The organism is Bordetella sp. N, from assembly GCF_001433395.1.
GTDB lineage: Bacteria > Pseudomonadota > Gammaproteobacteria > Burkholderiales > Burkholderiaceae_B > Bordetella_C.
On sequence record NZ_CP013111.1, the window covers coordinates 4,149,918 to 4,176,679 of the forward strand.

The window sequence follows — 26,762 nt, forward strand, 5'->3', positions numbered from 1 at the left end:
CTACTCCTTGGTTTGAACGCTATTCAACCGGACGCCACCCGACACATCGCCGATGGCATCCACCACACGATTGCTGATCTTGTCGCCATAGCCCAGCGCGGTCGCCAGGCCGAAGCAGGCCGCCGGGCCCGCGGCGTTCAGCGACGCCACGCCAAGCTCGCGGGCCAGATCCACATACAGCACCACATCCTTGGTCATGAGCTTGCTGGTCAAGCCCCCTTCAAGGTAATCCCCGTCGACGATGGAAGGGAAGCGTTTGAGCGAGGCGAAGTTCACCCCGCTGCTGCTGTTGATCACGTCGAGCAGGCGATGCAGGTCCAGGCCGGCCTTCTTGCCGGCGACCATGACCTCGGCGGTCGCCGCCAGGCTCACCGCATTGAGAAAGTTGTTGAGCAGCTTGGTCACGTGGCCCGCACCGCTGGCGCCCATCGTCACCACCTTGGCGCTGATGGGCGCGAACACCCAGGCCAGGGCCTCGATGGTGGCTGCGTCGCCGCCCACCATCAGGGTCAGGGCGCCCTTCTCCGCGGCGGCGGCGCCGCCCGAGATGCCCGCGTCGACGTACTGTACGCCCGCCTGAGCAAAGCGCGCATTGAGCCGGATGGTGGAGCTGGCCGCCGCCGTGCTCAGGTCGACGATGACCTGGCCGGACCGGCAGCTGTCCAGCACGCCACCCGCTCCCTCGATGACCGCTTCCACCACCTTGCTGTCGGGCAGGGAAAGCAGCACGACATCGGCCCCGGCGACGACTTCCTGTATGGACCTGGCGGCGGTCGCGCCTGCCGCGGCCGCGCGCGCCGGATCGGTGTCATAGCCCAGCACCGCGATACCCGCATCGACCAGGCGGCGCGCCATGCGCCCGCCCATATTGCCCAGGCCGATGAAGCCGACCTTGTCCTGGTTCATTTGGCGTTCCCCTTGGGCTGCGCCGCCGTTTCGGCCTCGTAGGCTCGGATGGCGTCCGACGCGATACGGAAAGCGGCCAGCGCCAGGGGCGCGCCGCAGTAGACGGCGGCCTGCATCAGCACGGCACGGATCTCTTCCTTCGTCACGCCGTTGCGCAACGCGCCGCGCACATGCACACCCAGTTCGTGATGCTGGCTCATCGCGGTAAGCATCGCCAGGTTGATGATGCTGCGCGTTTTGAAGGGCAGGGTCTCGTCGCCCCACACTTCGCCCCAGCAGTACTCCGTCACCAGGCGTTGCATGGGCTTGTTGAACTCGTCGGCGGCGGCCCAGGACTTTTCCACATGTTCCGCGCCGAGCACTGCCTTGCGGTTCTCGAAGCCCTTGTTAAAGCGATCGGATTGCTGCATTGCATAACCTCCAAACTTCATTGATACGCCGCCGCGGACACGACGGCTGGAAAGTCGTTCACTTGCCCGGCCAGATGGGCTTGGCCACGGCCTGGGCCTCCGGGAACACGGTGACCGGCACGCCGTCCTGCCACTGGATGACCGTCAGAGTCGCACCGACGCGATGGCCGGCCTCGTCGAACTTGAGCACGCCGCCGGGGAAATACGGGCTGGGGCCTTCATCCAGCGCGTGCATGGCCTGCCCGACCGCCTCGCGGTCGGCCTTGCCCGCTTTCTCCAGGGCCGCCTTCATCACCCACATATCGCCATAGGTCGAGATGGCGTTCTGCGTCATCCAGGGTTCGTTGTAGTCCGTCTTCATCCGCTTGATCAAGGCTTCCTGACCCTTGGCGCCCCAGTTGCCCACCGCCGACATCACGCCGTTCAACAAAGCCGGGCTGACGGTCTTGATGACCTCCGGCTCCGCGATGGCGATGCCGAAAGAGATGACCGGCACCTTGACGTTGGTCTCGTTCATTTTTTCGAGAATCAGCTTGGCGTCCGAGATCACGGTGGGCAGGAAGAACAGCAGATCGGGCCGCCGCGAGCGCACGCGCTGTATCAGGGACGACGCATCCGCCAGCGGCGGCGTGAACGTCTCGTCGACGACCAGCTCCAGGCCATTCTTCTTTAACAGGCCGTCTTTCAAGGCCTTGACGGTGGACAGCGACGCCGCGGTGTTGTCGGTGACGATGGCCACGGTCTTGGGCCGCTTGCCCGAGGCTTTCTCGGCCAGCTCCAGGATGCTGGGCAGGGCGATCTCGGCCTGCTTGCCGGCCGGCGCCGAGGTCTGGAACACGTATTTGAAGCCGCGCGAGGTGATCAGGTCGGAATACGACAGCGTCAACAGCGGCAACTTGGCCCGCTCCGTCACTTCGGTCACGGCCAGGGTGAAGGAGCTGAGATAGGCGCCCGTGCCGGCAACCAGATCCGGATAGTCGGCCACCATGCGCTCGGCGGCGCTCTTGGCTTTCTCCGTGGAGTCGCCCGAATCGACCACCACCAGCTTCAGCTTGGCGCCCCCAAGGGCCTTGATGCCGCCTTGCTCATTGATGTCCTTGACACCCATTTCAGCGCCCATGCGCATGACTTGCCCGTAGCGCGCGTAGATGCCCGACATGGGCGCGATCAGCCCCACGCTGACGGTGGCCGGCTGGGCCACCGCGCTGGCGTGTATCAGCAAGCTGGCCATGCAGGCCGTGCCCAAAAGACTAAAAAAGTCAGACAACTTCTTCATGGCTATCTCCTCGCTTTTATCCGTCCTGATGCGGGCGGTCTGTTTTCTACATCCCAAGGTAGGCGCGGCGGACACGGTCGTCCGCCTGCAGCGTCTGATGCGTTCCTTCGAGCACCACGCGCCCGGTTTCCAGCACATAGCCGTGATCGGCGTATTGCAGGGCTTCCGCCACCCGCTGCTCCACCAGCAGGATGGTCAGGTTGGCTTCCCGGCGTATGTCGATCAGGCGTTCAAAAATGAAGTCGGCGACGGCGGGCGCCAGGCCCATCGACGGCTCGTCCAGCATCAGCAGGCGGGGCGACGATGCCAGCCCGCGACCGATGGCCACCATCTGCTGCTCGCCGCCCGACAAGGTGCCCGCCAGCTGGCTGCTGCGCTGCTTCAGCACCGGGAACCATGTGTGGATGCGTTCCAGGTTGCGTGCCCAGTCGCGCCGCCCGGCTTCCGTGTAGGCGCCCATTTCCAGGTTTTCCAGGACGCTCATGGACGCGAACACCTGCCGCCCTTCGGGCACATGCGCGATACCCAGGTGCGGGCGCCGGTCGATGGGCACCGCCAGCAGGTCGCTGCCATCGAAGCGGATACTGCCCCCGCGCGCGGCCACGCTGCCGGAGATGGTCTTGAACAAGGTGCTCTTGCCGGCGCCGTTCGGGCCGACGACCGACACGAACTGGCCCGTGTCGACCCTGATGGATATGCCGTTGAGCACGGGCGCGGCGGTGTAGCCGGCTTCCAGTTGCTGGATATCAAGCAGCATGCTGTGCGCTCCACTTCTTGCCCAGATAGGCCTGCACCACTTGGGGATCGCGCGTGATGGCTTGCGGGTCGCCGCGCGTCAAGACCTGGCCGTGATCCAGCACCAGGAATTCGTCGACCAGCCGCACCATGGTCTGCATGGTGTGCTCGATGATCACTACCGTCACGCCGTCCGCCGACAGCGCCCGGATGGCGTCGACGATGCCATCGACTTCGCCATGGCCCAGGCCGGCCAGGGTTTCATCCAGCAGCAGCAATTGCGGCTGGCCGGCAACAGCCCGCGCCAGCTCCATCAGGCGCAGTTCGCGCGTGGTCAGCAGCGCGGCGATCTTGTCGGCGCAGTCGGCCAGGCCCACACGGGCGATGGCCTGCCGCGCCAGTTCCAGCGCCTCGGCCTCGTCCTTGGCGCGCACGTAAGCACCCACCTTGACGTTCTGTGCCACGGTCAGGCGCATGAAGGGGCGCATGACCTGGAAGGTGCGGCCCACACCTGCCGCGCACAGCACATGCGGTTTGCGCCCGGCCATGTCCACGCCGTTGACGATCACCTTGCCGGTGTCCGGACGCAGAAAGCCGTTGAGCAGATTGAACAGCGTGGTCTTGCCCGCGCCGTTGGGTCCGATGATGCCCAGGATCATGCCGCGGCGTACCTTGAAGCTGACGTCCTGCACGGCCTTGAGGCCGCCGAAGCTGCGCGACACGGCCTGTACGTCCAGGATGATGTCGTCGCCGGCCGGGGCGACCCGGAGCGGAAGCGTGGACGGGCTTGCGCCGGTGGGATGGGCCGCCGCGTCGGCATTGATCTGCGCGATGTCCGCGGCCGCCCGCGCCATCGTGGCCGCGGCCCTGGCTGCCGCGGGTCCGCCGTCAGCCGCCATCGCCCTGCGGCGCTGCAGGACATCGCGCAACTTCCAGAACACGCCCTCAGGGGCCATCAGGATCACCGCGATGATGGCCACGCCCAGGATCACGCCCTGGATCCCTGGATAGGTGGAGCCCAGCTCCGCGTGCAGGATCTCGCCCAATGGCACCAGAATCGCGGCTCCGATGATAGGGCCCCATACCGATCCCACCCCGCCGAACATCGACACGGTCAGCGCCTGCGCCGACACCAGCATGCCGAACACCGACACCGGCGTCACCACCAGCAGCACCACGGCATAGAAAGCGCCGGTGGCCCCTGCGATGGCGCCGCTCAGCGCGATGGCACGCAGTTTCCAGCGCAAGGTGTCGATGCCGGCGGCTTCCGCGGCCGCCTCGTTCTGCTTGATGGCGATCAGCGCCATGCCGAAGCGGGTGCGCTCGACGTACAAGGTGATCTGCACGAAGACCAGCAGCATGACCAGCCCCACCACCGTGTAGTAATGGCGGTCTGCGAACTGCATGTACAGGGCCGGGTTCTCCCGCTTCATCGGGAAGGTCACCTCCTGCAGCCCCAGCCACTCGAACACATACAGCAAGGCCAGGGGATAGGCGAGCATGGCCAGGGCGAAGTAATGCCCGCGCAGACGAAAGGTGGGCAGGCCCACCAGCACGCCCGCGACGGCGCCGATGACAGCTGCGAGCGGCAGCATGATCCAGGGCGACAGGCCCAGATAGATCTGGCCGAGCACGGCCGCGTAGGCGCCCAGGCCGAAGAATGCCGCATGGCCGAAGGAAACCAGGCCCGTATAGCCGCTCAGCATGTTCCAGGACAGGCCGAAGCAGGCCCACACCAGCACCAGTGTGAAGATCAGCTGGTGATAGGCATTGTTCACCAGCAGCGCGGCGGCCAGGTAGAGCGCCGCGACCAGCAGGAGCTTCAGGGAGGTCGGCAGTCGTCTCATCAGGTGCGCTCCGAAACACGGCCGAACAGCCCCTGCGGCCGCAGCATCACGATCAGCAGGAAGAAGACGAAGATCGCGGCGTTCTGCAACTGCATGGGCAGGACCAGCGCCGACAGCTGCTGCACCAGCCCGATCACCATGCCACCCCAGAACGCGCCGAAGATGCTGCCTATGCCGCCCAGCACCACACCCGCGTACATGATGATCACGTACTCCAGGCCGACGAAGGGATGGAACGGGAAATTGGTCGCCAGCAGGCCGCCCGCCAGCGCCGTCACGCTGGTGCCCAGGGCGAAGGCGATGCGATACGAGCGATTGACGTCGATACCCATATAGGACGCGGCGACGGGATTGTCGGCTGACGCCCGCAAGGCCTTGCCCAGCCGGCTGCGCGCGATCACGGCGCCCAGCACGACGATGGCCGCCACGGAAATCAGGGCGGCCACCACGCGGCCCTTGTTGGCAAAGACGCTGACATAGTCGCCCCACAGCGGGCCGATCTCCCAGGCGCTGCTCGACAGCGGCGTGCGCAGGGACATCAGTTGCGGGCCGAACACCATCATGCCGCCGTTCTGCAGGATCAGGGCGATGCCCAAGGTCAGCACCAGCTGGGCATAGTGGCCGTCGCCGTCCAGCGCGGCGCCACGGCGCCCCGTCACCCGGGAGATCAGCAGCCGGTGCGCCAGATAACCCACCACGAACATCACGGGCACGGCGAGCAGCACCGACACATAGGGCGCCACCGCCGATCCCGCCAGGAACTGCGCGCCCAGCAGGATGAAGAAGTAGTAGGTCACGTACATGCCCAGCATCATGAAATCGCCCTGGGCGAAATTGATGACGCGCATGATGCCGAAGATCAGCGCCAGGCCGACGCACATCAATCCATACAGGCCGCCCACCAGCACGCCGGCGGTGAGGGCCTGCAGGAAGGCCTCCACGTGCATTTGCAGATCAGTCATATCCATCGTGCCGGGCCTCTGCTCAGGTTCATCACCCCGCTCCCCTTCGGCGCCGTGGCGCGGTCAGTAACCGACCACGGTCAAGGCGCCATCCACCTTGAGCGTGACACCAGCGATGTTGGCGCCGGCGTCCGAGGCCAGAAACACGGCCACGCCGCCGATGTCGGCGCCGGAGGCCAGGCGGTTCAGGGGCGTGCGTTGCCGGCGGGTCTCCCAGCCTTCCGCGGAAATCACGGAGCTGGCGCCCGGCGTCACCACGGGTCCCGGCGCCAGCGCGTTGACGCGGATGCCATGCCCACCCAGTTCCACGGCCTGCTGCCGGGTCAGGGTATCGAGGGCGCCCTTGATGGAGCTGTAGACTGCCGCGTTCTTGATCGATACCGACACAGCCACCGACGACAGATTGATGACGGCGCCGCCGCCGCGTGCGATCAGGTGAGGAGTGGCCGCCTGCAAGGACCACAAGGCGCCCTTGAAGCCCACGTCTATCATCTTGTCGACCTGGTCTTCGGGCATGTCCACCAGCGGCGCATAGAAGAAATAGGCCGCGTTGTTCACCAGGACATCCAACCCGCCTGCCTGCTGAACGTAGGCATCGATGACCTGGCGTACCTGCGCGCGGTTGGAGATATCGCAGGCCAGCACCTGGGCGTCCGGCAGTTCACGCCGCGCGTCGGCCAGCTTGGCCTCGCTGATGTCCAGCAGACCTACCTTGGCGCCCTCGCGCAGATAGGCTCGCGCGATCTCCAGGCCGATGCCGCCGGCGCCGCCCGTGATGACCGCGACCTTTCCTTCCAACACTCCCATGACGTCTCCTTTGGCTTGCACGCTGATCGGTGTGGCCGCCGGCTTGAGCCGGTCGTTTATAAATTCTTTGTACGACAGTAGGATTGTATGATTGAATGCTGAATAAACAAGAATTTCGTGTAGGGACTTACCCTGACCAAGAAGGAGACAAGCAATGAGCACCGCGCCCCATCGTCATCCCGACCCGTTCGAGGTCTACGCCATCCGCTACGCCCATCACGCCAATCGCCATGCCGCGGACAACTATCTGGGCCCTGTCGATTTCCATGACGCCGATTCCGCCCTCGACTACTTCGTCTGGGTCCTGCGCCGGGGCCAGGAGGTCTATCTGGTCGATACCGGCTTCGGTGAAGAAGCCGCCACGCAACGGGGCCGCCAACTGCTGCTGCGCCCCGCGCAGGGGCTGGCGCTGCTGAACATCGACCCCAAGTCCATCCGCGACATCATCATCACCCACCTGCACTACGACCACGCCGGCACCTTGGGCGACTTCCCCGCGGCGACGCTGCATGTGCAGGACGCCGAGGTCAACTTCGCCACCGGCCGCTGCATGTGCCATCCGACCATGCGCAATGCCTATGACATCGAGGACGTGGTCGGCTTCGTCCGCAAGGTCTACGCCGATCGCGTCAAATTCCACCGCGGCACCGTGGAGCTGGCATCCGGCCTGTCGCTGCATCTGGTCGGCGGCCACACCGCCGGCCTGCAGATCGTGCGCGTGTACACGCAGCGCGGCTGGGTGGTGCTGGCGTCCGACGCCACGCATCTGTACGGCAACATCGGCCGCAACGCGCCCTTCCCCCTGGTCCACAACGTCGCCGACATGCTGGAAGGCTATGGCATCGTGCGCGCCATGGCCGACTCCGAAGCCCACATCGTGCCGGGCCATGATCCGCAGGTCATGCAACGCTATCCCGCGCCCAATGCCCAACTCCAAAGCAAGGTCGTGCGGCTGGATGTCGCTCCCTCCGCTTGACCCCAGTCACGCCCCTCCCGTCTGCAAGAATCCCACCCCCATCGGGAAACCGCGGATCCGGGTCCCCCGGTCCGCTGGTTTTGCCCCCTGGGGGGGACGCGCGCAGCGCGTTGGGGGGGACCCTCCTTCCGGTCCGCTGGTTTCGCCCCCTGGGGGGGCCCGCGTAAGCGGGTACGGGGGGACCTATTTCTTGGCGCGGACTTTTACGCCGGCCCAGTCTTCGACAACACGGGCAACGTCCGAATAATCCGCGTCCTTGCCGCAGACCGCCTCCGTCACCACCAGCATCTCCCGCACGGACGACCCGACCACCATCGGCACGCCACGCGATTCAGCCTCCTCCAGGCACAGGCGTACATCCTTGTGCGCCAGGCGCGCGGCGAAGCCCACGTTGAAGGTGCCGGTCAGCACCGCCTTGGGGAACTTGTCCACGGTGGCGGAATTGCGGCCGGAGCCGGCATTGATGACGTCGATCATGACGCTGGGATCCAGGCCGGCCTTCACGCCCAGCGCCATGGCCTCGGCGGTGATGGCCACGGCCGTCGCCGACAGCAGGTTGTTCGCCAGCTTCATCACCTGGGCCTGGCCCGCATCCGTGCCCAGATAAAAAGGCTTGCCGAAATTGCCCAACACCGACGTCAGGGATTCGTATCGCGCCGACGGGCACGCCACCATGATCGCCAAGGTGCCGCGCTCGGCCCCGCCCACGCCACCGCTGATGGGCGCGTCCACGTATTCGATTTTCTGCGCGGCCAGGATATCGAAAGCACGCCGCGCCGCCGCCGGACCGATGGTGGACAGGTCCACGACGCATTTGGCCCGGCTGGCCTGGGCCAGACCCTTGTCGCCGCCCACGACCTTCTCCACCACCTTGCCGTCGGGCAGGCTCAGGAACACCACGTCGACCGCGTCGCCGACGCTCTTGGCGGAGTCATGCGCCACGGCGCCGCGTGCCGCCAAACGTTTCACCACGTCCGGATTGCTGTCCGTCACGTGGAGCTTGCAGCCGGCATCCAGCAGGCGTCCCGCCATGGGACCGCCCATATTGCCCAACCCGATGAATCCGTAAATCGTCTCGCTCATGTCATCCTCTCTTATGAAATGGCGCCGCGCGCGAACGCGGCAGGTTCCTGATTTAACGCGCTTCCAGCCCGATCTTCTTGGCCAGATCGCTGAATTGCTGCTGGTCTCTTTGCAGCGCCTTGGTGAAGGTCGCCGGGCTGCGTTCCTCGGCCGACGGGATACGCGAGGCCAGGGTATCGATGCGCTCGCGGAACTCGGGCGTCTGGACCGCTTTGGTGATCGCCTCGGAGAGTTTATCCACGACGTCCTTGGGCATGCCCTTGGGGCCGACAAGACCGTTCCATATTTGCAGATCGAACTGCGGCACGCCACCTTCGGCAAAGGTGGGCACATCGGGCATCTGCGGCAGGCGCGTCTTCGACGCGACGGCGATGGCCTTGATCTGCTTGCCGTTGTGCAAGGGCAGCATGGTGACCGTCTGGTCGAGCACCGCCTGGATCTGGCCACCGATCAGGTCGGAGATGGCCGGGCCGGACCCGCGATACTGGATCAGTTCCGCCTTCACGCCGGCCATCTGCAGGAACAGCGCCTCGGCCAGGTGAGCGGTGGTGCCGGGGCCGCCCGAACCGAAGTTCAGCTTGTGCTCACCAGCGCGCATGCCCGCCAGCATGGACGGCAGATCCTTGATGCCGCTCTGGTTGCTCACGCTCAGCACCATGGGCACGTTGGCCACCGTGCCGACGGCCGTGGTATCGCGAACGATGTCCAGGTCCGCCTTGGGGTACAGAATGGGGATCAGCACCATGGACTGGTTGCTGAACATCAGGGTGTAGCCATCCGGCGCGGACCGGGCCATTCTCTGGAAACCCAGCAGGCCCCCCGCGCCCGTGACGTTCTCCACCACGAAGGTGCCGCCAGTGACCTTGCCCAGCTCGGTCGCCACCAGCCGGGCCAGCGCGTCCAGGCTGCCGCCGGGCGCCACGCCCACGATGATCGTGACCGGCTTGGATGGGAATGCGTCCTTGGCCGAGGCCGTTTGAAGCAGGGCCGGGCCCAGGCACAGAGCCATGGCGGCCAGTGCTGCTGCGATGCGTCGTTTCATTATTGTCTCCTCTCCTTGCAGGGTGGCCTTTGCGGCCTTGTGGATCTAGCCAGGAAAAAAAAGCTGGTCAACGTCCGCTTAGCAGGCGTGCCAGCAAACCGATGGAGTCGGCACTATCCAGATGTTTGACCGCGTTCAGGCAGCTTCCAGTCGCAGCGGCCGGCAGGCCGGCTTGCGGGAATAGATGCAGAAACTTGTCCTCGACGTCGGACCATGCGATGCCGCGCGCGCCGGAGCCACGCGGCATCGTGCAGGTGGCGCGATGCACGGCGCCATCCTTCATATGTATGGTGACGGTGCCGCCATGCCGATGAGGGAAGCGGTCCGGCAGCGGCGGCGGATCGGGATCGAACTCGACCTTGTCCTGCAGCGCGCCGATCACGGGGTCGGCCATCTTGTTCTCGTCCATGTGCTGCCAGGCGAAGCCGCCGTCGACGATGGCCGCGGCCACGAAGTAGTGCAGGCTGTGGGCGGCGTCGACCAGATTGCGCGGGTGGGGATCGCCCTTGAAGTTGGTCCATTGCACGGCCGCCGACACGACGATGCGCGCCACGTCGCCCGGCTTGACCTTGCCCGCGCGCGCGGCGTCCACGGCGGCCTCGGCGGTGGCATGGAAGGGATGCGCGCCCGGCATCAGCTTGATGGCCATGTCGGTGACGATGTCCCAGGACTCGCCCCAATCGCGCACGATGTCCTCGCGCGCCTGGCCGCCCAGCGCATCGAGGAAGCCGCGGGGGCGTTCCAGTACCGCCAGCTCGCTCTCGAAGCCCCGCTGCGCGGCCAGCGCGGCGCGTATGCCCGCGCTCGCCGCCATGCCCGCGTGATACTCGCGCGCCCAGCTGGTGTCAGCGGCGATCGCCATGCCGCCGATCGACGTGGCCGACAAGCCGATCGCATGCGCCATCTGCCCGGCATCCAGACGCAGCAGCAGGCCCGCAACGACGCAGGCGCCGAACACCGTGGAGTAGGAACCATGGAAGCCGCGCTGCATGCGCACCGGCGTCAGGGACTCGTCGATGCGGCCGGCGATCTCGTAGCCCAGCACCATGGCGGCCAGTACCGCGCGGCCGCTGGACCCTTCGCGTTCCGCCACGGCCAGCGCCACGCTGGAGATGATGGTGCCGATATGCGCAATGCTGCGCATGTCGCTGTCGTCCGAGGCGGCGGCGTCGCTGGCGACCGCGTTGACCCGGGCGGCGTTGGCCAGCGGCAGCCGACCGCCGTGGAACCAGACGGTGGCCATTTCTTCGCCGCTGTCGCGCAGTTCGAGGTCACGGATGATGCATGCCGACTCGATGCGGTAACCCGCCGCGGCGCTGGCCAAGGTGCTTGCCAGGCTCATCTTGGCATGTTCGAGGGCCACGGCCGGAAGATCATCGGTACGAGTCGCCAGGACGAGGTCGGCCAGCCGACGCGCCAGCGGGGGCGTCATGGAGGGAGATTGCACTGTAAGGGTCCTTCGAGGATGCGTTTTTTGGAATTACTGCGCCGCCGTGCCCAGCTCCTTGAGCACGGGCACCCACTTGGCCAGGTCCTGCCTTACCAGTTCCTGGAAAGCCGCGGGCTTGGGTATCGGCGTATCCGGCAGGGTGAAGCCCTGACCGATCAACTTGTCGCGCAGCGCGGGATTGCTCATGACCTTGTCCAGCGCGCCGTACAGGCGCGCCGATACGTCGGAGGGCAGTCCAGATGGCCCCACCAGCCCCCACCAGAGCGTCACCGAGTAGTCCTTGAGACCGCTCTCCGCCACGGTGGGCACTTCAGGCAGCAGCGTCGAGCGCTTGGGACCGGTCACCGCCAGCGGCCGCAGCTTGCCCGACTTCACCAGGCCGATGGCCGCGGGCAGGTTATAGAAACCCATATCCACGTCGCCGCTGAGTATGGCGCTCAAGCCTTGCGGCGCGCCCGTATAAGGCACGTGCATGAGGGGCTTGTTCAGGTACTTCGCCACCGTGGCGCCGGCGATATGGTGGCTCGTGCCCACGCCGCTGGACGAATAGCGGAAGGTTTCGCCCGGCTTGGTCTTGATGGCATCAAGCAGCGCCTTGGCGGTCTGGTACGGCGACTTCTCGGATACTACCCACAGGTTCTGCACGTCAGCGATCTCGCTGATGAAGCTGAAGTCCTTGATGGAGTCGTAGCCCGGCGCGCTGTACAACACCTGGTTGTTGACGAAGGTGCCCTGGGCGGCGATTCCCAGCGTGTAGCCGTCGGGCTTGGCCCGGGCGATGTCCATGGTCCCGATGGTTCCGCCGGCGCCGCCCTTGTTGTCCACCACCAGAGGTTGACCCAACTGCTCGGCCAGCGCCTGCGCCACCGCGCGCGACAACGTGTCGGCGGCGCTGCCGGCGGCGAAGGGCACGATCAGCTTGATGGGGTGGTCGGGATAGGCGGCCTCGGCGCGCACGGTCCACAGGGCGCCCAGGGCGAAGGGAAACAGCGCGCAGGCCAAGGCCTGGCGGCGCGAACGCTTGTCCATCACGTCTCCTCCTGGCCGGATTCCGTTCCGCCCTGCAGCAAAGGCGAACACCGTCCCGACACTTGATTTAGTTTTATGTAGCAAGGCAGACTGTAGGCCCCTTCCTCCTGGATGTCTGCGCAAACTTATTCCCGAATCATTTAATCCATCTCAACAATGCACAAGCTCAGAAACCGTCTCGCCCCTTTGCGTGTCCTGGATGCCGTACACCGTGGAGGCGGTGTAAGCCGCGCGGCCGAATTGCTGCACATCACGCCGGGCGCGGTCAGCCATCAGTTGCGCCGGCTGGAGGCGGATCTAGGTGTGCAACTCGTCCAAAAGGATGGCCGCGACATCGGCTTCACGTCAGCGGGCGAGGAACTGGCGGCGGAGGCGGCCCTGTTGTTCGACCAGCTGGAGTCGGTATTGGCCAAGGCGGCCGACGCGGGGGCTAACCGCCGGATCCGGGTCAAGGTCATCCCCAGCCTTGCCATCAAATGGCTGATGCCGCGCCTGGGTTCCCTGTATGCGCGGCATGGCAACATCGACATCGAGGTCGCCACGGTGTCCCGGGCGGACGATACCGACCTGCACAACGCCGACTTCGTAGTGCGCTGCGGCAGCGGTGATTGGCCGGGACTGCGGGCCGACCTGCTGTTCCCGGATGAACTGGTGCTGGCCTGCGCGCCGGCCATGGCCGAACGCTTGCGCCGTCCAGAGGACGTGCTGAACGAAACCTTGTTGAAGTCGATGATCGCGCCGGATGGCTGGGACCGCTGGCTACACTCCATCGGGCTGACGGCGCGACCCGATACCCGCTTCCTGCCGCTGGCCAATGCCGTGCTGTGCCTGCAGGCCGCCGCCGAAGGCCTGGGCATCGCCGTGACGCAGCGCGCTTACATCACCCAGGATTTCGCCACCGGGCAGCTGGTGCAGCCGCTGGCGCACAGCGCGCTTAGCGGCAATGGCTATTACCTGGTCAGCGATCCAGCGCGCGCGGCGATCAAGCCTTTCAGCACTTTCGCGGAATGGATAGTCAGCGTCAGGTAAAACCGGAAAAGACAACCCCGCTAGAGTTCCCGCCTATACCTGGCAGACAGGTGACCAGGATGCCTCTTGCATATAGAGACAGCCCAGTTCCGCCCCGGGGGCAACAAGCCCGCATACGGGGGCGGCAAGAGCATCCGCTGTGCACCGGGAAAATACAAGACGAGGATGTCGTATGCGGTGCTGTGGCATTGCGCTGCCGGCGGTCTAATATGACTTTGACTCCTGATCGGCCCAACCCTCTTCCCCGGGAATAATCATGACCACCCCGAAGTCTTCAGATAACGGCTCTATCTCCACTGCAGTCCCCGCCAAGACCACGGACAGGCGCTTTGCGTGGAAGACACCGGATGATCTGCCCGCTGATCAACGCCAGGCCTATGACGGCATTCTGGCGCGTCGGGGAAAAGTGCCTGAACCTTATCGGGCATTGCTGGCCAGCCCCGACCTGGCGGGCCAGTTCGAACAGCTCGCCGCGAATATGTGGAAAAGCGGACTTGCCGCGGAAATCATCGAGTCGATTTATCTTTCGGTGGCATCCTGGCAACAATGTGCCTATCAATGGCAGGCCCACTTCCCCAAGGCACTGGAAGCAGGCGTAACCGAGGAACAGGTACGCCAGATCCTCGCGCGGCAAGCGCTGGTCCCCGATAGCCCACTCGCGGCCGCCATCGCGTTTACCGAGGAGCTACAGCGCGACCGCCACGTCAGCAATGCGACCTATGAGCGGGTCACCCAGCACTTCGGCGACAAAGGCCGCGCTAACTTGTTGCTCGCGGTCTCGGTTGCCACGTCGATAGCGCTGCTTCTGAACGTACAGCACGTGGACGGCTGAGCGGCCAGGGCGGCCCCGCCCGGACCACGCTATGTCGAGTGGGTGGCGAACTCGACACGGATATCGCCAGGTTGCAGAACAGCTTCCGCCATTGCCGCTATGATCCGGGTATCCGCAGCGCCAAGCCCCTATTCCATTCGCGGCGGGGGTTCTCCCCAACCGCCGATCCATGACTGACGACCCTAATCCCAAGTCACCAGACGCTTCCCTTGATCATCCCTTGACGCGGGACATGACGGGCGCAACGCGCCCGTTCACCCTCGCTGTATGTCTGGGCGCATCAGCGGGAGGCTTGAGTGCCTTTCGAACGTTTTTCAAAGCCATGCCGCCTGATAGCGGCATGGCCTTTGTGCTGGTGCAGCATCTGGATCCCGACCACGCAAGCGCCCTCGCCGATATCGTCGGCGCAAGTACGGCCATGCCGGTCACTCAGGCGAAGACGGGCGATGCGCTCGTGGCCAATCATGTCTTCGTCATTCCGCCCGATGCGGTCATGACCCTCACCAAAGGCGTCCTGACAGTCGCCCGCGGCCCCGCCGACGCGGCGCGCCGGACGTCAGTCAATACGTTCCTGGTGTCGCTGGCCGAGGATCAAGGCGAAAATGCCGTTGGTATCGTCCTGGCAGGCTTCGGCAGCGATGGCGCCCTGGGGGTGGCGTCGATTCGGGAGCATGGCGGTCTGACATTGGCGCAGGCGGAATTCGATCACTCGCCCAAGCCCGGCATGCCTCAAACCGCCGTCGCGGGCGGCTTTATCGACCGGGTCCTCCCCGTTGAGCAGATGCCGATCGCGCTCTTGGAACATTGGACCTACCGCACCCGAACCGATGCGGACAAGGGGCCCGACGGGCTGAAGCAAGAGGTCGGACATCACCTTGGCGTCATCTGTGCCATTCTCGATAGCCGCCTGGGCCGCAACTTCAGCTTGTACAAAACGAAGACGCTCATGCGCCGGGTGCAAAGACGCATGGCGGTCCTCCAGTGCGAGAACGTCGCGGACTACGTCGAACAGTTGCGGCAGCAGCCGGACGAACCGGAACAGTTGTTTCGCGAATTTCTCATACGGGTGACGAACTTCTTCCGCGATCCTGCCGCCTTCGACGCATTGGCACGCAGAATCCCTGAAATACTGAAACATGACGCAGGCAAGGAAACGCGCATTTGGGTCCCCGGTTGCGCGACGGGAGAAGAAGCCTACACCCTTGCCATCCTGTTCCAGGAGGCGCTTTCTCGCGCGGACAATCCGCATAGAATCCAGATTTTTGCCACCGACATCGACGATCAGGCCATTGGGATTGCCCGCACGGGCTGTTTCCCAGACTCGATTGCCGACGATATCCCCGTGGAGCTGTTAGACCGTTACTTCGTCAGGGAAAATGGCGAATACCGGGTTTCCAAGTCGATACGAGACATATGTCTTTTTTCGACGCATGATCTCGTCAAGGATCCGCCGTTCTCTCGACTGAGCTTGATTTCGTGCCGCAACCTGATGATCTATTTCGGGCCGGCCTTGCAAAAGCGGGTTGTGACGTTGTTTCACTACGGCCTGCGCGCCGGGGGAACCCTTTTCCTGGGCAGTTCCGAAGCGGTCACAGCACACGCAGGACTATTTTCCGCCGTGGATAAAAAGCATCGAATTTTCCAACGCAAGCCTGCTCCCGGGCATCTGCCCCGTTTACCGGTGCCGGCACCGGTTGCGGAGGTGGGCGAAGTCCCTCAAATGCCTGACAGCCGAACCGCGACGCAGATCTCACGTGCCGTTTCGCGCTACTCGCCCGCTTTCGTGGTGATGGATCGCAAGCAGAATATTCAGCAGCTTTCCGGACAAGTCGGCAAATACCTGGCGCCAAGCGACGGCGCCATGACCATGAACCTCGGTATCCTGGTGCACCCGCAGTTGCGCGGGCCGCTGCGCACCGCCCTGAAGCAGCTCGCCGCCACGCAGCGTCCCGTCGTAGACGAGGCGATCTCTATCGAAATCGCAGGGCACACCGAGTCCGTCACCCTGGCCGTCGAACTGCTGAAGGATGAAGGCGGCTCCGACCGGGAAGAGCTGATCCTCGTGGTTTTCCAGGACCGAGGGCCCGCACGTGCTGCCAAACCGGCCAACCAGGGCGGCGCGGCGGGCGAAGACCTCGCCGATGCGCGGGAGCATTTGCAGACGCTGACCGCGCTGCTGGAGACTTCGAACGAGGCACTGCAGTCTTCCAACGAGGAGTACCAGTCCGTCAATGAAGAACTGCAATCGACCAACGAGGAATTGGAAACCTCGAAAGAAGAACTGCAGTCGATCAATGAAGAACTGACCACCCTCAATTCCGAACTCAACACGCGCAACGACAATCTTGTCGAACTGAACAACGATTTAACCAACCTGATCGACAGCACATCGATCGCCACCTTGTTCCTTGATGAAAAGCTTCGCATTCGCCGGTTCACGCCCGCGGTGCTGGACATCTTCCGCGTGCGCGACGGAGACCAAGGTCGCCCCATCATCGACATAGTCTCGCGGCTGCACGAGGACGGCCTGAGCAGGGACGCCGCTCAAGTACTTCGCACACTCGTGCCGTTGCAGCGTCAGGTTGGACTGGCGACCGGCGAGCGGTCGTTTCAGATGGAGATCCGCCCGTATCGGGGGGCAAATAATGTCATCGGCGGCGTGGTCATTACCTTCGTCGATATCACCGACCGCAATCGGGCAGAGAAGGCTCGCGCCAGTCTGGCCGCGATCATCGATTCTTCGGAGGACGCGATAATCGGGCATGACTTGAATGGAGTCGTCGTCAGCTGGAACGCCAGCGCGGTGAAGCTGTTCGGTTATGCCGAGGAAGAAGCGGTGGGCCATCAACTTGCGTCCATGCTGCGGATCGAGAACGACGAACAGGAGCGGGAGATCCTCGCAAAGGTCCGCGCGGGCGAACGCGTTCAACATTACGAGACCACGTATCTGCGCAAGGATTCCAGCGGGCTTTATGTATCGCAGAGCGTGTCGCCGGTCCGCGGTAGCAGCGGCGAGATCATTGGCGCCGCCCGTATCGTTCGAGACATCACGACGCATCAGCAAGGCGAGCGGGAAAGATCGCTACTGCTCCGTGAGTTCGATCAACACGTCAAGAATCTTCTGACGACAATATCCTCGATCATTTCTCAAACGCTCAAATCAGGCGGCACGCCGACGGATTTCGCGGGGGCTATCGAGGGCCGTATTCAAGCGCTTGCCAGAGCGCACGATTTTCTGACGGAAGACGGCAAGGTCGGGGCCCGCCTTGACACCATTCTGGCGGCCGAGCTCGCGCTCTACGAGAGCGCGGCCGACCGGATCACATTCGCAGGCCCCTCGGCTATCTTGGCGCCCAAGGCAAGCCTGGCAGTGGCCATGGCCATTCATGAACTGGCAACGAATGCAGCGAAGCACGGTGCATTGTCAGCGCCTGAAGGCCTGCTTTCCGTGACGTGGAGATTCTCCCAGGACACGGATCGGCATTACCTGCATATTGATTGGCAGGAACACGGTGGCCCCGCCGTTGAGCAAGCACCGCGGCGCGGTGTTGGAACGGCACTGATAGAACAGGTACTCGCCCGTGAGTATGACGTGAAAGTGGAAAGAATTTTCGCGCCCGAGGGCGTGCGCTGCGTGATTGAGCTGCCCTGCAACGACGTGGCAGGGCATGTGATGAAGCATTCAGAAGCCCTGGATAAAAAGTCGTGAGACCGAAGGAAGAGCACGCAACATCGCCTCTACGCCCCTTCAAATAAATCTGACCACATTGCGTGGGCATGGCCGTACACTTCTCTTTTCAGCGGTAATCCTGATGCCGAGCGCGATGGATATTTTTTCTAAAAAATGTGGGGAATATTGGGCCACTCTAGGATTGGAAGTGGCCGTCGATGGCACGTTCTCCTGGCACCTGCGCCTGGCTGTGAATGCCGACGGAATCCTGTGGGAGGTGGCATCGGGGCGTGGATTTAAAGAAAAATCGCTCGCTACCGTCGAGGGCATGGAGGCACTCTCCCTCTTGGACGCAGCCCACCCACTAGAGAACAATTTTGCAGGCGCAGAGGTCCAACCCCACCCCACGCCGCGCCTCCATTGACGAGTCTGCACCGCTTGTCAGCGGACAGACGCGCGCGCAAGCGCGGCAGGCGGCCGGCCATCGTCCGCAACGCAACCATTCGATGATTGCCCTCTTCCGGGCGCGTGCGACCGTGTCTGGCTGCATCATGCTGAATGCTGTGCAGTCCTGGAGTGAAGGCGAGCGCCTTGATGAGCGCTTGGCGGAACACATTGAGTGCCGCCAAGGAGTCCTTCATCAAGTTCAATAACTCGCACGCGCTGGCAAAATCAGCGCGCAGGGGGGGAATCCTTTCGATAAGCCGCTGTTGATTCGCGATGCGCTCGTTCGCCGCCTGTATTTTTCGGTTGATTTCCAGCAGCGAAGTGCGCAATTTTTCTCGATTCACACGTTTCTCGAGACTCTATCTGGAGGGGTTGCCCATATTAACTGCAATCGAAACTTCCGCTTCACGGGCAGACGTGAGTATGAGTAATCCGTGCAGGAGTATTACAAATTAGTCCTTGCTTATGGCAATGACGGTACGTCAAAGGTCGGCCACGTGCTGAGGGCATTTTTCCAGCGCTCAGCAAAGGGGGTAAGGGATAGGCACCGGGGCTGCCCCCCATTTCGTACGGTTTTGTTACAGAAGCGCAATACCGAGCCTTCATAATGCTTTCCAGCTGAACTCCCCCCTTGAAATCGCCTGGTCGGCGCGTGGACTCGAAGAGCACTCCGACCCCGCTCCGCCATGACCGCCAATTCGTCCCCCCTGCCCCCCCGCCGCAAAAGCCGCTGGATCACCGTATCCGTCATCGTCATCCTCGTCTTGCTCGTCGCCTGGTATTGGCACAGCCGCACAGGCAAAACTCCCCCACCGGCGTTCGACACGTCCACGCCGGTGCAGGCTGGCGATGTCGCCAGCGCTGACGTCCCGGTCATCCTGACCGCACTGGGCACGGTGATTCCCAATGCCAGCGTCACGGTCACCAGCCGCATCGATGGTCACCTGGAGGCGGTCTACTTTACGGAAGGCCAATATGTCGAGAAAGGCCAGACGCTGGCGCAGATCGACACCCGGCCCTACAAGGCCGAAGTCGCCCAGTACCAGGGCACCCTGGCCGAGAACCAGGCCCAGCTGGCCAATGCCCAGCTCACCCTGTCCCGCTACGAACGGCTCTATGCCAAGGACTCGCTGGCGCGGCAGGACCTGGACACTCAACGGGCCACGATGCGCCAATACCAGGGCGCGGTCCAATCCGCCAAAGGCCAGATCGAGACGGCCCAGCTCAATATCGACTACGGCCGCATCACCGCGCCCATCAGCGGCTACGTGGGCCTGCGCCAGGTCGATCCCGGCAATATGGTGCATTCCAGCGACACCAACGGCATCGTCACGATCACCCAGACGCATCCCATCGCCGTCACTTTCAGCATCCCGCAGGGCGATCTCAAGTCCGTACTGACGCCGCTGCGCCAGGGCCGCGCCCTGCCCGTGACGGCCATGGACCAGCAAGGTACCCAGGCCATCGCCACCGGCAAAGTGCAGTTCATCAGCAACGAAATCGACACCAGCACCGGCAGCGTGCAGCTGAAGGCGCTGTTCGACAACACCGACGACGCGCTCTATCCCAACCAGTTTGTAAATGTTCGTCTCCAGGTCGACCTGCTCAAGAACGCCGTGCTGGTGCCCGCCGCGGCAGTGCAATTGAGCGATACCGGCAAATTTGTGTTCAATATCGGCGCCGACAATACGGTCAAACGCCAGACCATCACCACCGGCCCGACGGCGGAAGACGGCCGCATCGTCGTCACGCAAGGCCTGCAGCCCGGCGGCAAGGTAGTCACGCAAGGCGTCGACTCGATGAGCGACGGCACCAAGGTGAAGGTGGTGCAGGCCCAGAAGGTGGACACCAGCGAACTGCAGAATGCGTCGCCACGACGCATGGGTCCCCCGGGACGCTGATGAGATGAATCCGTCCAGTCTGTTCATCCGGCGGCCCGTGGCGACGCTGCTGCTGATGATCGCGGTGTTGCTCACCGGGATATTCGCCTACCGCACGCTATCCATCTCGGCCCTGCCGCAGGTCGATTACCCGACCATCCAGGTGACCACGCTGTACCCCGGCGCCGGTCCCGAGGTCATGACCACCGCGGTCACCGCGCCGCTGGAACGGCAGCTGGGGCAGATGGCCGGCCTGGCGCAGATGTATTCCACCAGTTCGGGCGGCGCGTCGGTCATCACGCTGAAGTTCAACCTGGACCTGTCGCTGGACGTGGCCGAGCAGGAAGTGCAGGCCGCCATCAACGCCGCCAACAACCTGCTGCCCTCAGCGCTGCCCAATCCGCCCACCTACAAGAAGGTGAACCCGGCGGACACCGCGGTGCTGACCCTGGCCGCCACGTCCGACTCCATGCCCCTGACCCAGGTGCAGGACCTGATCAACACGCGCGTGGCGCTGAAACTGTCGCAGGTGTCCGGTGTCGGCCTGGTCAGTCTGGCCGGCGGCCAGCAGACGGCGATCCGTGTGCGGGCCAACCCCGACGCGCTCGCCGCCCACGGCCTGACACTGGACGACCTCTATACCGTCATCAACAACAGCAACGTCAATGGATCGAAGGGCGGCTTCGACGGCCCGGATCACTCCGTCACCATCGACGCCAACGATCAGTTGCAGAACGCCGCTGAATACGGCGAGCTGGTCGTCGCCTATGAAGACGGCAAGGCCCTGCTGCTGCACGATGTCGCCACCATCGACCAGGCGCCGGAAAACCTCTACCAGGCCGCCTGGGCCGGCAGCAAGCCGGCCATCGTGGTCAACATCCAGCGCCAGCCTGGCGCCAACGTGGTGCAGGTGGTGGACAACATCAAGTCCATCCTGCCCGACCTGCAGCAAAGCCTGCCCGGCGCGGTAAAGCTGGACGTGCTCGCCGACCGCACCCAGACCATCCGCGCGTCCATCTCCGACGTGCAGTTCGAGCTGATGCTGTCGGTGGCGCTGGTGGTCATGGTGTCCTTTCTTTTTCTGCGGACGGTTTCGGCGACGCTGATCCCCAGCGTGGCCGTGCCGCTGTCCCTGGTCGGCACGTTCGGGGTGATGTACCTGGCCGGCTTCTCGCTGAACAACCTGACCCTGATGGCGCTGACCATCGCCACCGGCTTCGTCATCGATGACGCCATCGTGGTGGTGGAGAACATCCAGCGCCACCTGGAAAACGGCGATCCGCCCATGGAGGCGGCGCTCAAGGGCTCGCGCGAGATCGGCTTCACCATCATCTCGCTAACCTTCTCGCTGATCGCGGTGTTGATCCCGCTGCTGTTCATGAGCGACGTGGTGGGGCGACTGTTCCGCGAGTTTTCCATCACCCTGGCGGTATCCATCCTGGTGTCGATGCTGGTGTCGCTGACGTTGACGCCGATGCTGTGCGCCTACCTGCTGCGCCACACGCCGCCGGAACAGGAAAGCCGCTTCGGCCGCTGGAGCGCCGCCGGCTTCGACCGCATCCAGCACGCCTACGACCGGGCCCTGATCTGGGTGCTGGCGCATACGCGCCTGACCCTGCTGGTGGCCGTGGGCACGCTGGTGCTCACCGGCCTGCTGTACCTGACCGTGCCCAAGGGCTTTTTCCCGCAGCAGGACACGGGGCAGTTGCAAGGCATCACCACCGCGCCGCAGAACTTGTCCTTCGCGGAGATGTCGCGCCGTCAGCAAGCCCTGACCGCCGTGCTGTTGCAAGATCCCGCCGTGCAATCCATCTCGTCCATCGTCGGGGTGGACGGCACCAACAATACGTCGCTGAGCAACGGCCGCCTGCAGATCGAACTCAAGTCGTTCTCGGACCGGGACGACCGCGCCCCCATCGTCATCGACCGCCTGCGCGCCGCGGCGGCGCAGGTGCCCGGCATCAGCCTGTACCTGAACGCCAGCCAGGACCTGAGCGTGGATGACCAGGTGACCCCCAGCCAATACCAGCTGACCCTGGATACCCCCACTCAGGCCGACCTGGAGACCTGGGCGCCGCGCCTTACCGCGGCGCTGGCCAAGCGGCCGGAATTGCGGGATGTCACCAACAATCTGCAGAACGCCAGCCCGGTGGCCTACGTCACCATCGACCGCACCGCCGCCGCGCGCTTTGGCCTGACCGCCGCCGACGTCGATACCGCGCTGTACAACGCCTACGGCCAGCGCCTGGTGTCCACCATCTTCACGCAGGCCAACCAGTACCGCGTGGTGCTGGAGGTGGATCCGCGCTTCCGCCTGGATCCGTCGGCGTTCAATCATCTTTACCTGGCCAACAACGGCAGCAGTACAACCAGCAGCGGCACCTCCAGCGCCAGCGGAACCGGCAGCGGCTCCAGTAGCAGCAGTAGCAGTGGTAGCAGCACGGCCAACGGCAGCAGCACGAGCACCGGCACGGCCACAAGCACGAGCCCCACCTCCATGGTCCGCCTGAGCAACATCGCCCGCGTCGAAGAGCGCGTCGGCTACCAGGTCCGCGCACGCCTGAACCAGACACCGGCGACCACCCTGTCGTTCAACCTCGCCGAAGGCCAGTCCCTGGAAGCCGCGCGCGACGCCGTCACGCAGGCCGTGCAGGAAATCGGCATGCCGGACACCATCATGCTGCGCTACCAGGGCGCGGCCCAGGCCTTCGCCACGTCGACCAGCAACACGCCCTGGCTGATCCTGGCGGCCGTGATCACCATGTACATCGTGCTGGGCATCCTGTACGAAAGCTGGATCCATCCCGTGACGGTGCTGTCGACCCTGCCGTCCGCCGCCATCGGCGCCTTGCTGGCGCTGCTGCTGACCGGCACGGACTTCAGCCTGATCGCACTGATCGGCGTGATCCTGCTGATCGGCATCGTCAAGAAAAACGCCATCATGATGATCGACTTCGCCTTGCAGGCGCAGAACGAGGGCAAGTCGCCGCGCGAAGCCATCCACCAGGCCTGCCTGCTGCGCCTGCGGCCCATCCTGATGACCACCATGGCGGCGCTGCTGGGCGCCGTGCCGCTGATGCTGGCCACCGGCTCGGGCGCGGAATTGCGCCGCCCCCTGGGCCTGGTCATCGTCGGCGGCCTGCTGCTCAGCCAGATGCTCACGCTGTTCACCACGCCGGTGATCTATCTGTTGTTCGATCACCTGAGCACGTCGGTCAAGCGGCGCTGGGCGGGCACCCCCGCGGCTGAACGGGGCGGGCAGTGAACCTTTCCCGCCCGTTCATCCTGCGGCCTGTCGCCACGCTATTACTTAGCCTGGCGCTGACCTTGCTGGGCACCTTGGCCTACCGCCTGCTGCCCGTGGCGCCGCTGCCGCAGGTCGACTTCCCCACCATCCTGGTGTCGGCCAGCCTGGCGGGCGCCAGCCCCGAGACCATGGCGGCGACTGTGGCCGCGCCACTCGAACGCGCCATGGGGCAGATCGCCGGCATCACGGAGATGACATCGACCAGTTCGCAGGGGTCGAGCAACATCATCATCCAGTTCGACCTGAGCCGCGACATCGATGGCGCCGCGCGCGACGTGCAGGCGGCCATCAATGCCGCCCGCAGCCTGCTGCCCAGCAGCATGAAGACCTTGCCCACGTACCGCAAGGCCAACCCGTCCGACGCGCCCATCCTGCTGCTCGCGCTGACGTCCTCCACGCTGGATAAGGGCCAGCTGTATGACCTGGCGTCCAGCAAGCTGCAACAGCGCATCGCCCAGGTGCAGGGCGTGGGCGAAGTCTCGCTGCTGGGCAGCGCGCTGCCGGCGGTGCGCATCGAACTGCAGCCACAAGAGCTGTCCCAGTACGGCATCTCGCTGGACACGGTGCGCACCACCGTCGCCAATGCCACCACCAATCTGCCCAAGGGCGACCTGTCGGGCGACGCCCTGCACTGGTGGATCGAGGGCAATGGCCAGTTGACCCAGGCCAGCGAATACCGCGACCTGGTCGTTGCCTATCGCAACGGCACGGCGGTAAAACTGTCGGACGTGGCGAAGATCTACGACTCCGTGCAGGACCTCTACGTGGCCGGCTACTACAACAGTCAGCCCTCCGTGATCATGGGCGTGACGCGCTCGTCCGGCGCCAATATGTTGTCGACCATCGATGCGATCAAGGCGCAGATGTCGGTGCTGCAGGAAATGCTGCCCCCCGGCGTCACCCTTAGCGTGGCCATGGACCGGTCGCCCACCATACGCGAATCGCTACGCGAAACCGAGGGCACGCTGGCAATCTCCGTCCTGCTGGTCATCGCCGTGGTGTTCACCTTCCTGCGCAATGCCCGCGCCCTGCTCATTCCCGCCGTCGCCCTGCCGATCTCGCTGATCGGCACGTGCGCGGCCATGTATCTGCTGGACTACAGCCTGGACACCCTGTCGCTGATGGCGCTGATCATCGCCACCGGCTTCGTGGTGGATGACGCCATCGTCGTGCTGGAGAACATCAGCCGGCACCTGGAAGAAGGCGCCACCCCGATGGCGGCGGCGCTGCAAGGCAGCAAGGAAGTGGGCTTCACGGTGCTGTCGATGACGGTGTCGCTGATCGCGGTGTTCATTCCGCTGCTGCTGATGGGCGGCATCGTCGGCCGCCTGTTCCGCGAGTTCGCCGTCACGTTGTCGGTGTCGCTGCTCTTGTCCATGCTGATTTCGCTGACCTTGACGCCGATGCTGTGCGCGCGGCTGCTGCGGCCGCACGACAGCCAGGCGGGCGCTACCAGCAATCGCCTCTATCGCGGCATCGAACGCGTTCTGGACTGGGTTGGCCGCAGCTACGCCACGAGCCTGGCCTGGGTGATGCGGCACAAACGCCTGACCCTGCTCAGCCTGGTGCTGACGGTGGTCGGCAACCTTTACCTGTACACGGTCGTGCAGAAGGGCTTCTTCCCGGACCAGGATACGGGCATGCTGATGGGCCAGATGCGCGCCGACCAGAACACGTCCTTCCAGGCCCTGCATCCCAAGCTGCTGGCGTTCAGCAAATTGATCCAGCAAGACCCCGACGTCCAGGCCGTGCTGTCGGCCACCGGCAGCGGCGGCTTCGGCTCGCGCAACACCGGCAACTTCTTCGTGCTGCTGAAGGACAGCAGCCAACGCAAGCAAACCGCCACGCAGGTCGCCAACCGCCTTAGCATGGCGGCCGCAGGCGTACCGGGCGCCTCGCTCTTCCTGATGGCCGGGCAGGACCTGCGCATGGGCGGGCGCAGCGCCAACGCGACCTATCAGTACAGCCTGCAATCCGACAATCTGGACACCCTGCGCGCGTGGACACCCAAGGTCTACGCGGTGCTGCGCAAGCTGCCGCAGCTGACCAGCGTAGACAGCGACGCCCAGAGCGCCGGGCAGGAGGTCAAGCTGGTGATCGACCGCAAAGCAGCGCGGCGCCTGGGCCTGAATGTGGAGGACATCGATACCTTCCTCAACAACGCCTTCAGCCAGCGGCAGATCGCCACCCAGTACCAGACGCTCAACCAGTACTACACGATTCTTGGTCTGGCGCCTGCCTATACCCAGGTTCCGTCCGTGCTGAACGAGCTGTTCGTGCTCAATGGCAATGGCGATCCCGTGCCGCTGTCAGCCTTCGCCCGCATCGAAAGCGGCAACGCGCCCCTGTCGGTGGCGCACCAGAACCAGATGGCGACATCCACCATCGCCTTCAATCTGGCCGATGGCGTATCGCTGCCGCAGGCCAAGGCGGCCATCGATGCCGCGGTTGTCGGCGTGGGCCTGCCCACCACGATCCATGGCAGCATGCAGGGCACGGCCAAGGCTTCCGAGGCGTTGGTGGCCAGCATGCCCTGGTTGATCCTGGCGGCGCTGCTGGCCGTCTACATCGTGCTGGGCATGTTGTACGAGAGCTGGATCCATCCGATCACCATCCTGTCTACCCTGCCCTCGGCCGGCGTGGGCGCGCTCCTGCTTTTGTTGGCCACCGGCACTCAGCTGACGGTGATCGCCCTGATCGGCATCCTGCTGCTGATCGGCATCGTCAAGAAGAATGCGATCCTGATGATCGACTTCGCCCTGCATGCCGAACGCGAACGCAATCTGGCGCCCGAGCAAGCCATCCTGGAAGCCTGCCGCATGCGCTTGCGCCCCATCCTGATGACCACGCTGGCCGCCTTTTTCGGCGCCCTGCCCATGGTGCTGCAAAGCGGCGGCGACGCTGGCTTGCGACGCCCCCTGGGCCTGGCCATCTGCGGCGGCCTGGCGCTGAGCCAGCTGCTGACCCTTTACACCACGCCCGTCGTCTACGTGTACCTGGATCGCCTGGGCACGGCGACCGGGCGTCTATGGCGCGGCCGCCGCCCGTCCGACCCTGCCCGCGAGAACCGATAG

At 64.5% G+C, this 26,762-nt stretch carries 19 protein-coding genes; 8 read left to right on the forward strand and 11 right to left on the reverse strand.

The annotated features are described in order from the left end of the window. From ASB57_RS17710 to ASB57_RS17740, 7 genes are all read right to left on the reverse strand, one after another. The gene (locus ASB57_RS17710) at nt 1-906 is read right to left on the reverse strand and encodes an NAD(P)-dependent oxidoreductase (protein WP_057653422.1); all 906 of its coding nucleotides are present in this window, start codon (nt 904-906) and stop codon (nt 1-3) included. After that, on the reverse strand, nt 903-1,316 hold the full coding sequence (locus tag ASB57_RS17715) for a carboxymuconolactone decarboxylase family protein (RefSeq protein WP_057653423.1): 414 nt from the start codon (nt 1,314-1,316) through the stop codon (nt 903-905). Before ASB57_RS17715 ends, ASB57_RS17710 begins: the two co-directional genes overlap by 4 nt. Before the next feature lie 58 nt (nt 1,317-1,374). Beyond that, nucleotides 1,375-2,592 (reverse strand): ABC transporter substrate-binding protein, encoded by a 1,218-nt coding sequence (locus ASB57_RS17720; RefSeq protein WP_057653424.1) that lies wholly within the window; start codon nt 2,590-2,592, stop codon nt 1,375-1,377. A gap of 46 nt (nt 2,593-2,638) precedes the next feature. Then, a complete protein-coding gene (locus ASB57_RS17725; RefSeq protein WP_156414200.1) occupies nt 2,639-3,349 on the reverse strand; it encodes an ABC transporter ATP-binding protein in 711 nt (236 codons plus the stop codon). Next, on the reverse strand, nt 3,339-5,174 hold the full coding sequence (locus ASB57_RS17730; protein ID WP_057653425.1) for an ATP-binding cassette domain-containing protein: 1,836 nt from the start codon (nt 5,172-5,174) through the stop codon (nt 3,339-3,341). The genes ASB57_RS17725 and ASB57_RS17730 overlap by 11 nt, the downstream gene beginning before the upstream one ends. After that, nucleotides 5,174-6,136 carry a branched-chain amino acid ABC transporter permease gene (locus ASB57_RS17735; protein WP_197424755.1) on the reverse strand — a complete coding sequence of 321 codons (963 nt, stop codon included), beginning with the start codon at nt 6,134-6,136 and terminating at the stop codon, nt 5,174-5,176. The genes ASB57_RS17730 and ASB57_RS17735 overlap by 1 nt, the downstream gene beginning before the upstream one ends. A 63-nt stretch (nt 6,137-6,199) precedes the next feature. Then, the gene (locus tag ASB57_RS17740) at nt 6,200-6,943 is read right to left on the reverse strand and encodes an SDR family NAD(P)-dependent oxidoreductase (protein ID WP_057653426.1); all 744 of its coding nucleotides are present in this window, start codon (nt 6,941-6,943) and stop codon (nt 6,200-6,202) included. A 154-nt stretch (nt 6,944-7,097) separates the two neighbouring features. On the opposite strand from ASB57_RS17740, the gene ASB57_RS17745 reads away from it, so the two are divergent. Further along, nucleotides 7,098-7,919 (forward strand): N-acyl homoserine lactonase family protein, encoded by an 822-nt coding sequence (locus tag ASB57_RS17745; protein ID WP_057653427.1) that lies wholly within the window; start codon nt 7,098-7,100, stop codon nt 7,917-7,919. Nucleotides 7,920-8,102: 183 nt separating this feature from the next. Here the strand turns inward: ASB57_RS17745 and ASB57_RS17750 are convergent, their stop codons facing one another. From ASB57_RS17750 to ASB57_RS17765, 4 genes are all read right to left on the reverse strand, one after another. After that, entirely contained in the window at nt 8,103-9,002 is a 900-nt protein-coding gene (locus tag ASB57_RS17750; RefSeq protein ID WP_057653428.1) for an NAD(P)-dependent oxidoreductase, read from the reverse strand. A gap of 52 nt (nt 9,003-9,054) precedes the next feature. Continuing rightward, nucleotides 9,055-10,044, reverse strand: coding sequence for a tripartite tricarboxylate transporter substrate binding protein (locus ASB57_RS17755; RefSeq protein WP_231755183.1), 990 nt, complete (start codon nt 10,042-10,044; stop codon nt 9,055-9,057). Nucleotides 10,045-10,111: 67 nt separating this feature from the next. Continuing rightward, entirely contained in the window at nt 10,112-11,491 is a 1,380-nt protein-coding gene (locus ASB57_RS17760; RefSeq protein WP_156414201.1) for an MmgE/PrpD family protein, read from the reverse strand. Nucleotides 11,492-11,524: 33 nt separating this feature from the next. After that, on the reverse strand, nt 11,525-12,523 hold the full coding sequence (locus ASB57_RS17765) for a tripartite tricarboxylate transporter substrate binding protein (RefSeq protein WP_057653430.1): 999 nt from the start codon (nt 12,521-12,523) through the stop codon (nt 11,525-11,527). Between the two features lie 156 nt (nt 12,524-12,679). Between ASB57_RS17765 and ASB57_RS17770 the strand changes: the two genes are divergently transcribed. From ASB57_RS17770 to ASB57_RS17800, 7 genes are all read left to right on the forward strand, one after another. Continuing rightward, nucleotides 12,680-13,552, forward strand: a complete 873-nt coding sequence (locus ASB57_RS17770) for a LysR substrate-binding domain-containing protein (protein WP_057653431.1) — start codon at nt 12,680-12,682, stop codon at nt 13,550-13,552. Between the two features lie 256 nt (nt 13,553-13,808). After that, nucleotides 13,809-14,384, forward strand: a complete 576-nt coding sequence (locus tag ASB57_RS17775) for a carboxymuconolactone decarboxylase family protein (protein WP_057653432.1) — start codon at nt 13,809-13,811, stop codon at nt 14,382-14,384. A gap of 232 nt (nt 14,385-14,616) precedes the next feature. After that, a complete protein-coding gene (locus ASB57_RS17780; RefSeq protein ID WP_255362042.1) occupies nt 14,617-18,093 on the forward strand; it encodes a CheR family methyltransferase in 3,477 nt (1,158 codons plus the stop codon). Between the two features lie 115 nt (nt 18,094-18,208). Beyond that, nucleotides 18,209-18,478: a hypothetical protein gene (locus tag ASB57_RS17785; protein ID WP_156414202.1), complete on the forward strand. Its 270-nt coding sequence runs from the start codon at nt 18,209-18,211 to the stop codon at nt 18,476-18,478. A gap of 709 nt (nt 18,479-19,187) precedes the next feature. Beyond that, nucleotides 19,188-20,402 (forward strand): efflux RND transporter periplasmic adaptor subunit, encoded by a 1,215-nt coding sequence (locus ASB57_RS17790; RefSeq protein WP_057653435.1) that lies wholly within the window; start codon nt 19,188-19,190, stop codon nt 20,400-20,402. Nucleotides 20,403-20,406: 4 nt separating this feature from the next. Next, nucleotides 20,407-23,646, forward strand: a complete 3,240-nt coding sequence (locus ASB57_RS17795) for an efflux RND transporter permease subunit (protein WP_057653436.1) — start codon at nt 20,407-20,409, stop codon at nt 23,644-23,646. Beyond that, nucleotides 23,643-26,762 carry an efflux RND transporter permease subunit gene (locus tag ASB57_RS17800; RefSeq protein ID WP_057653437.1) on the forward strand — a complete coding sequence of 1,040 codons (3,120 nt, stop codon included), beginning with the start codon at nt 23,643-23,645 and terminating at the stop codon, nt 26,760-26,762. Before ASB57_RS17795 ends, ASB57_RS17800 begins: the two co-directional genes overlap by 4 nt.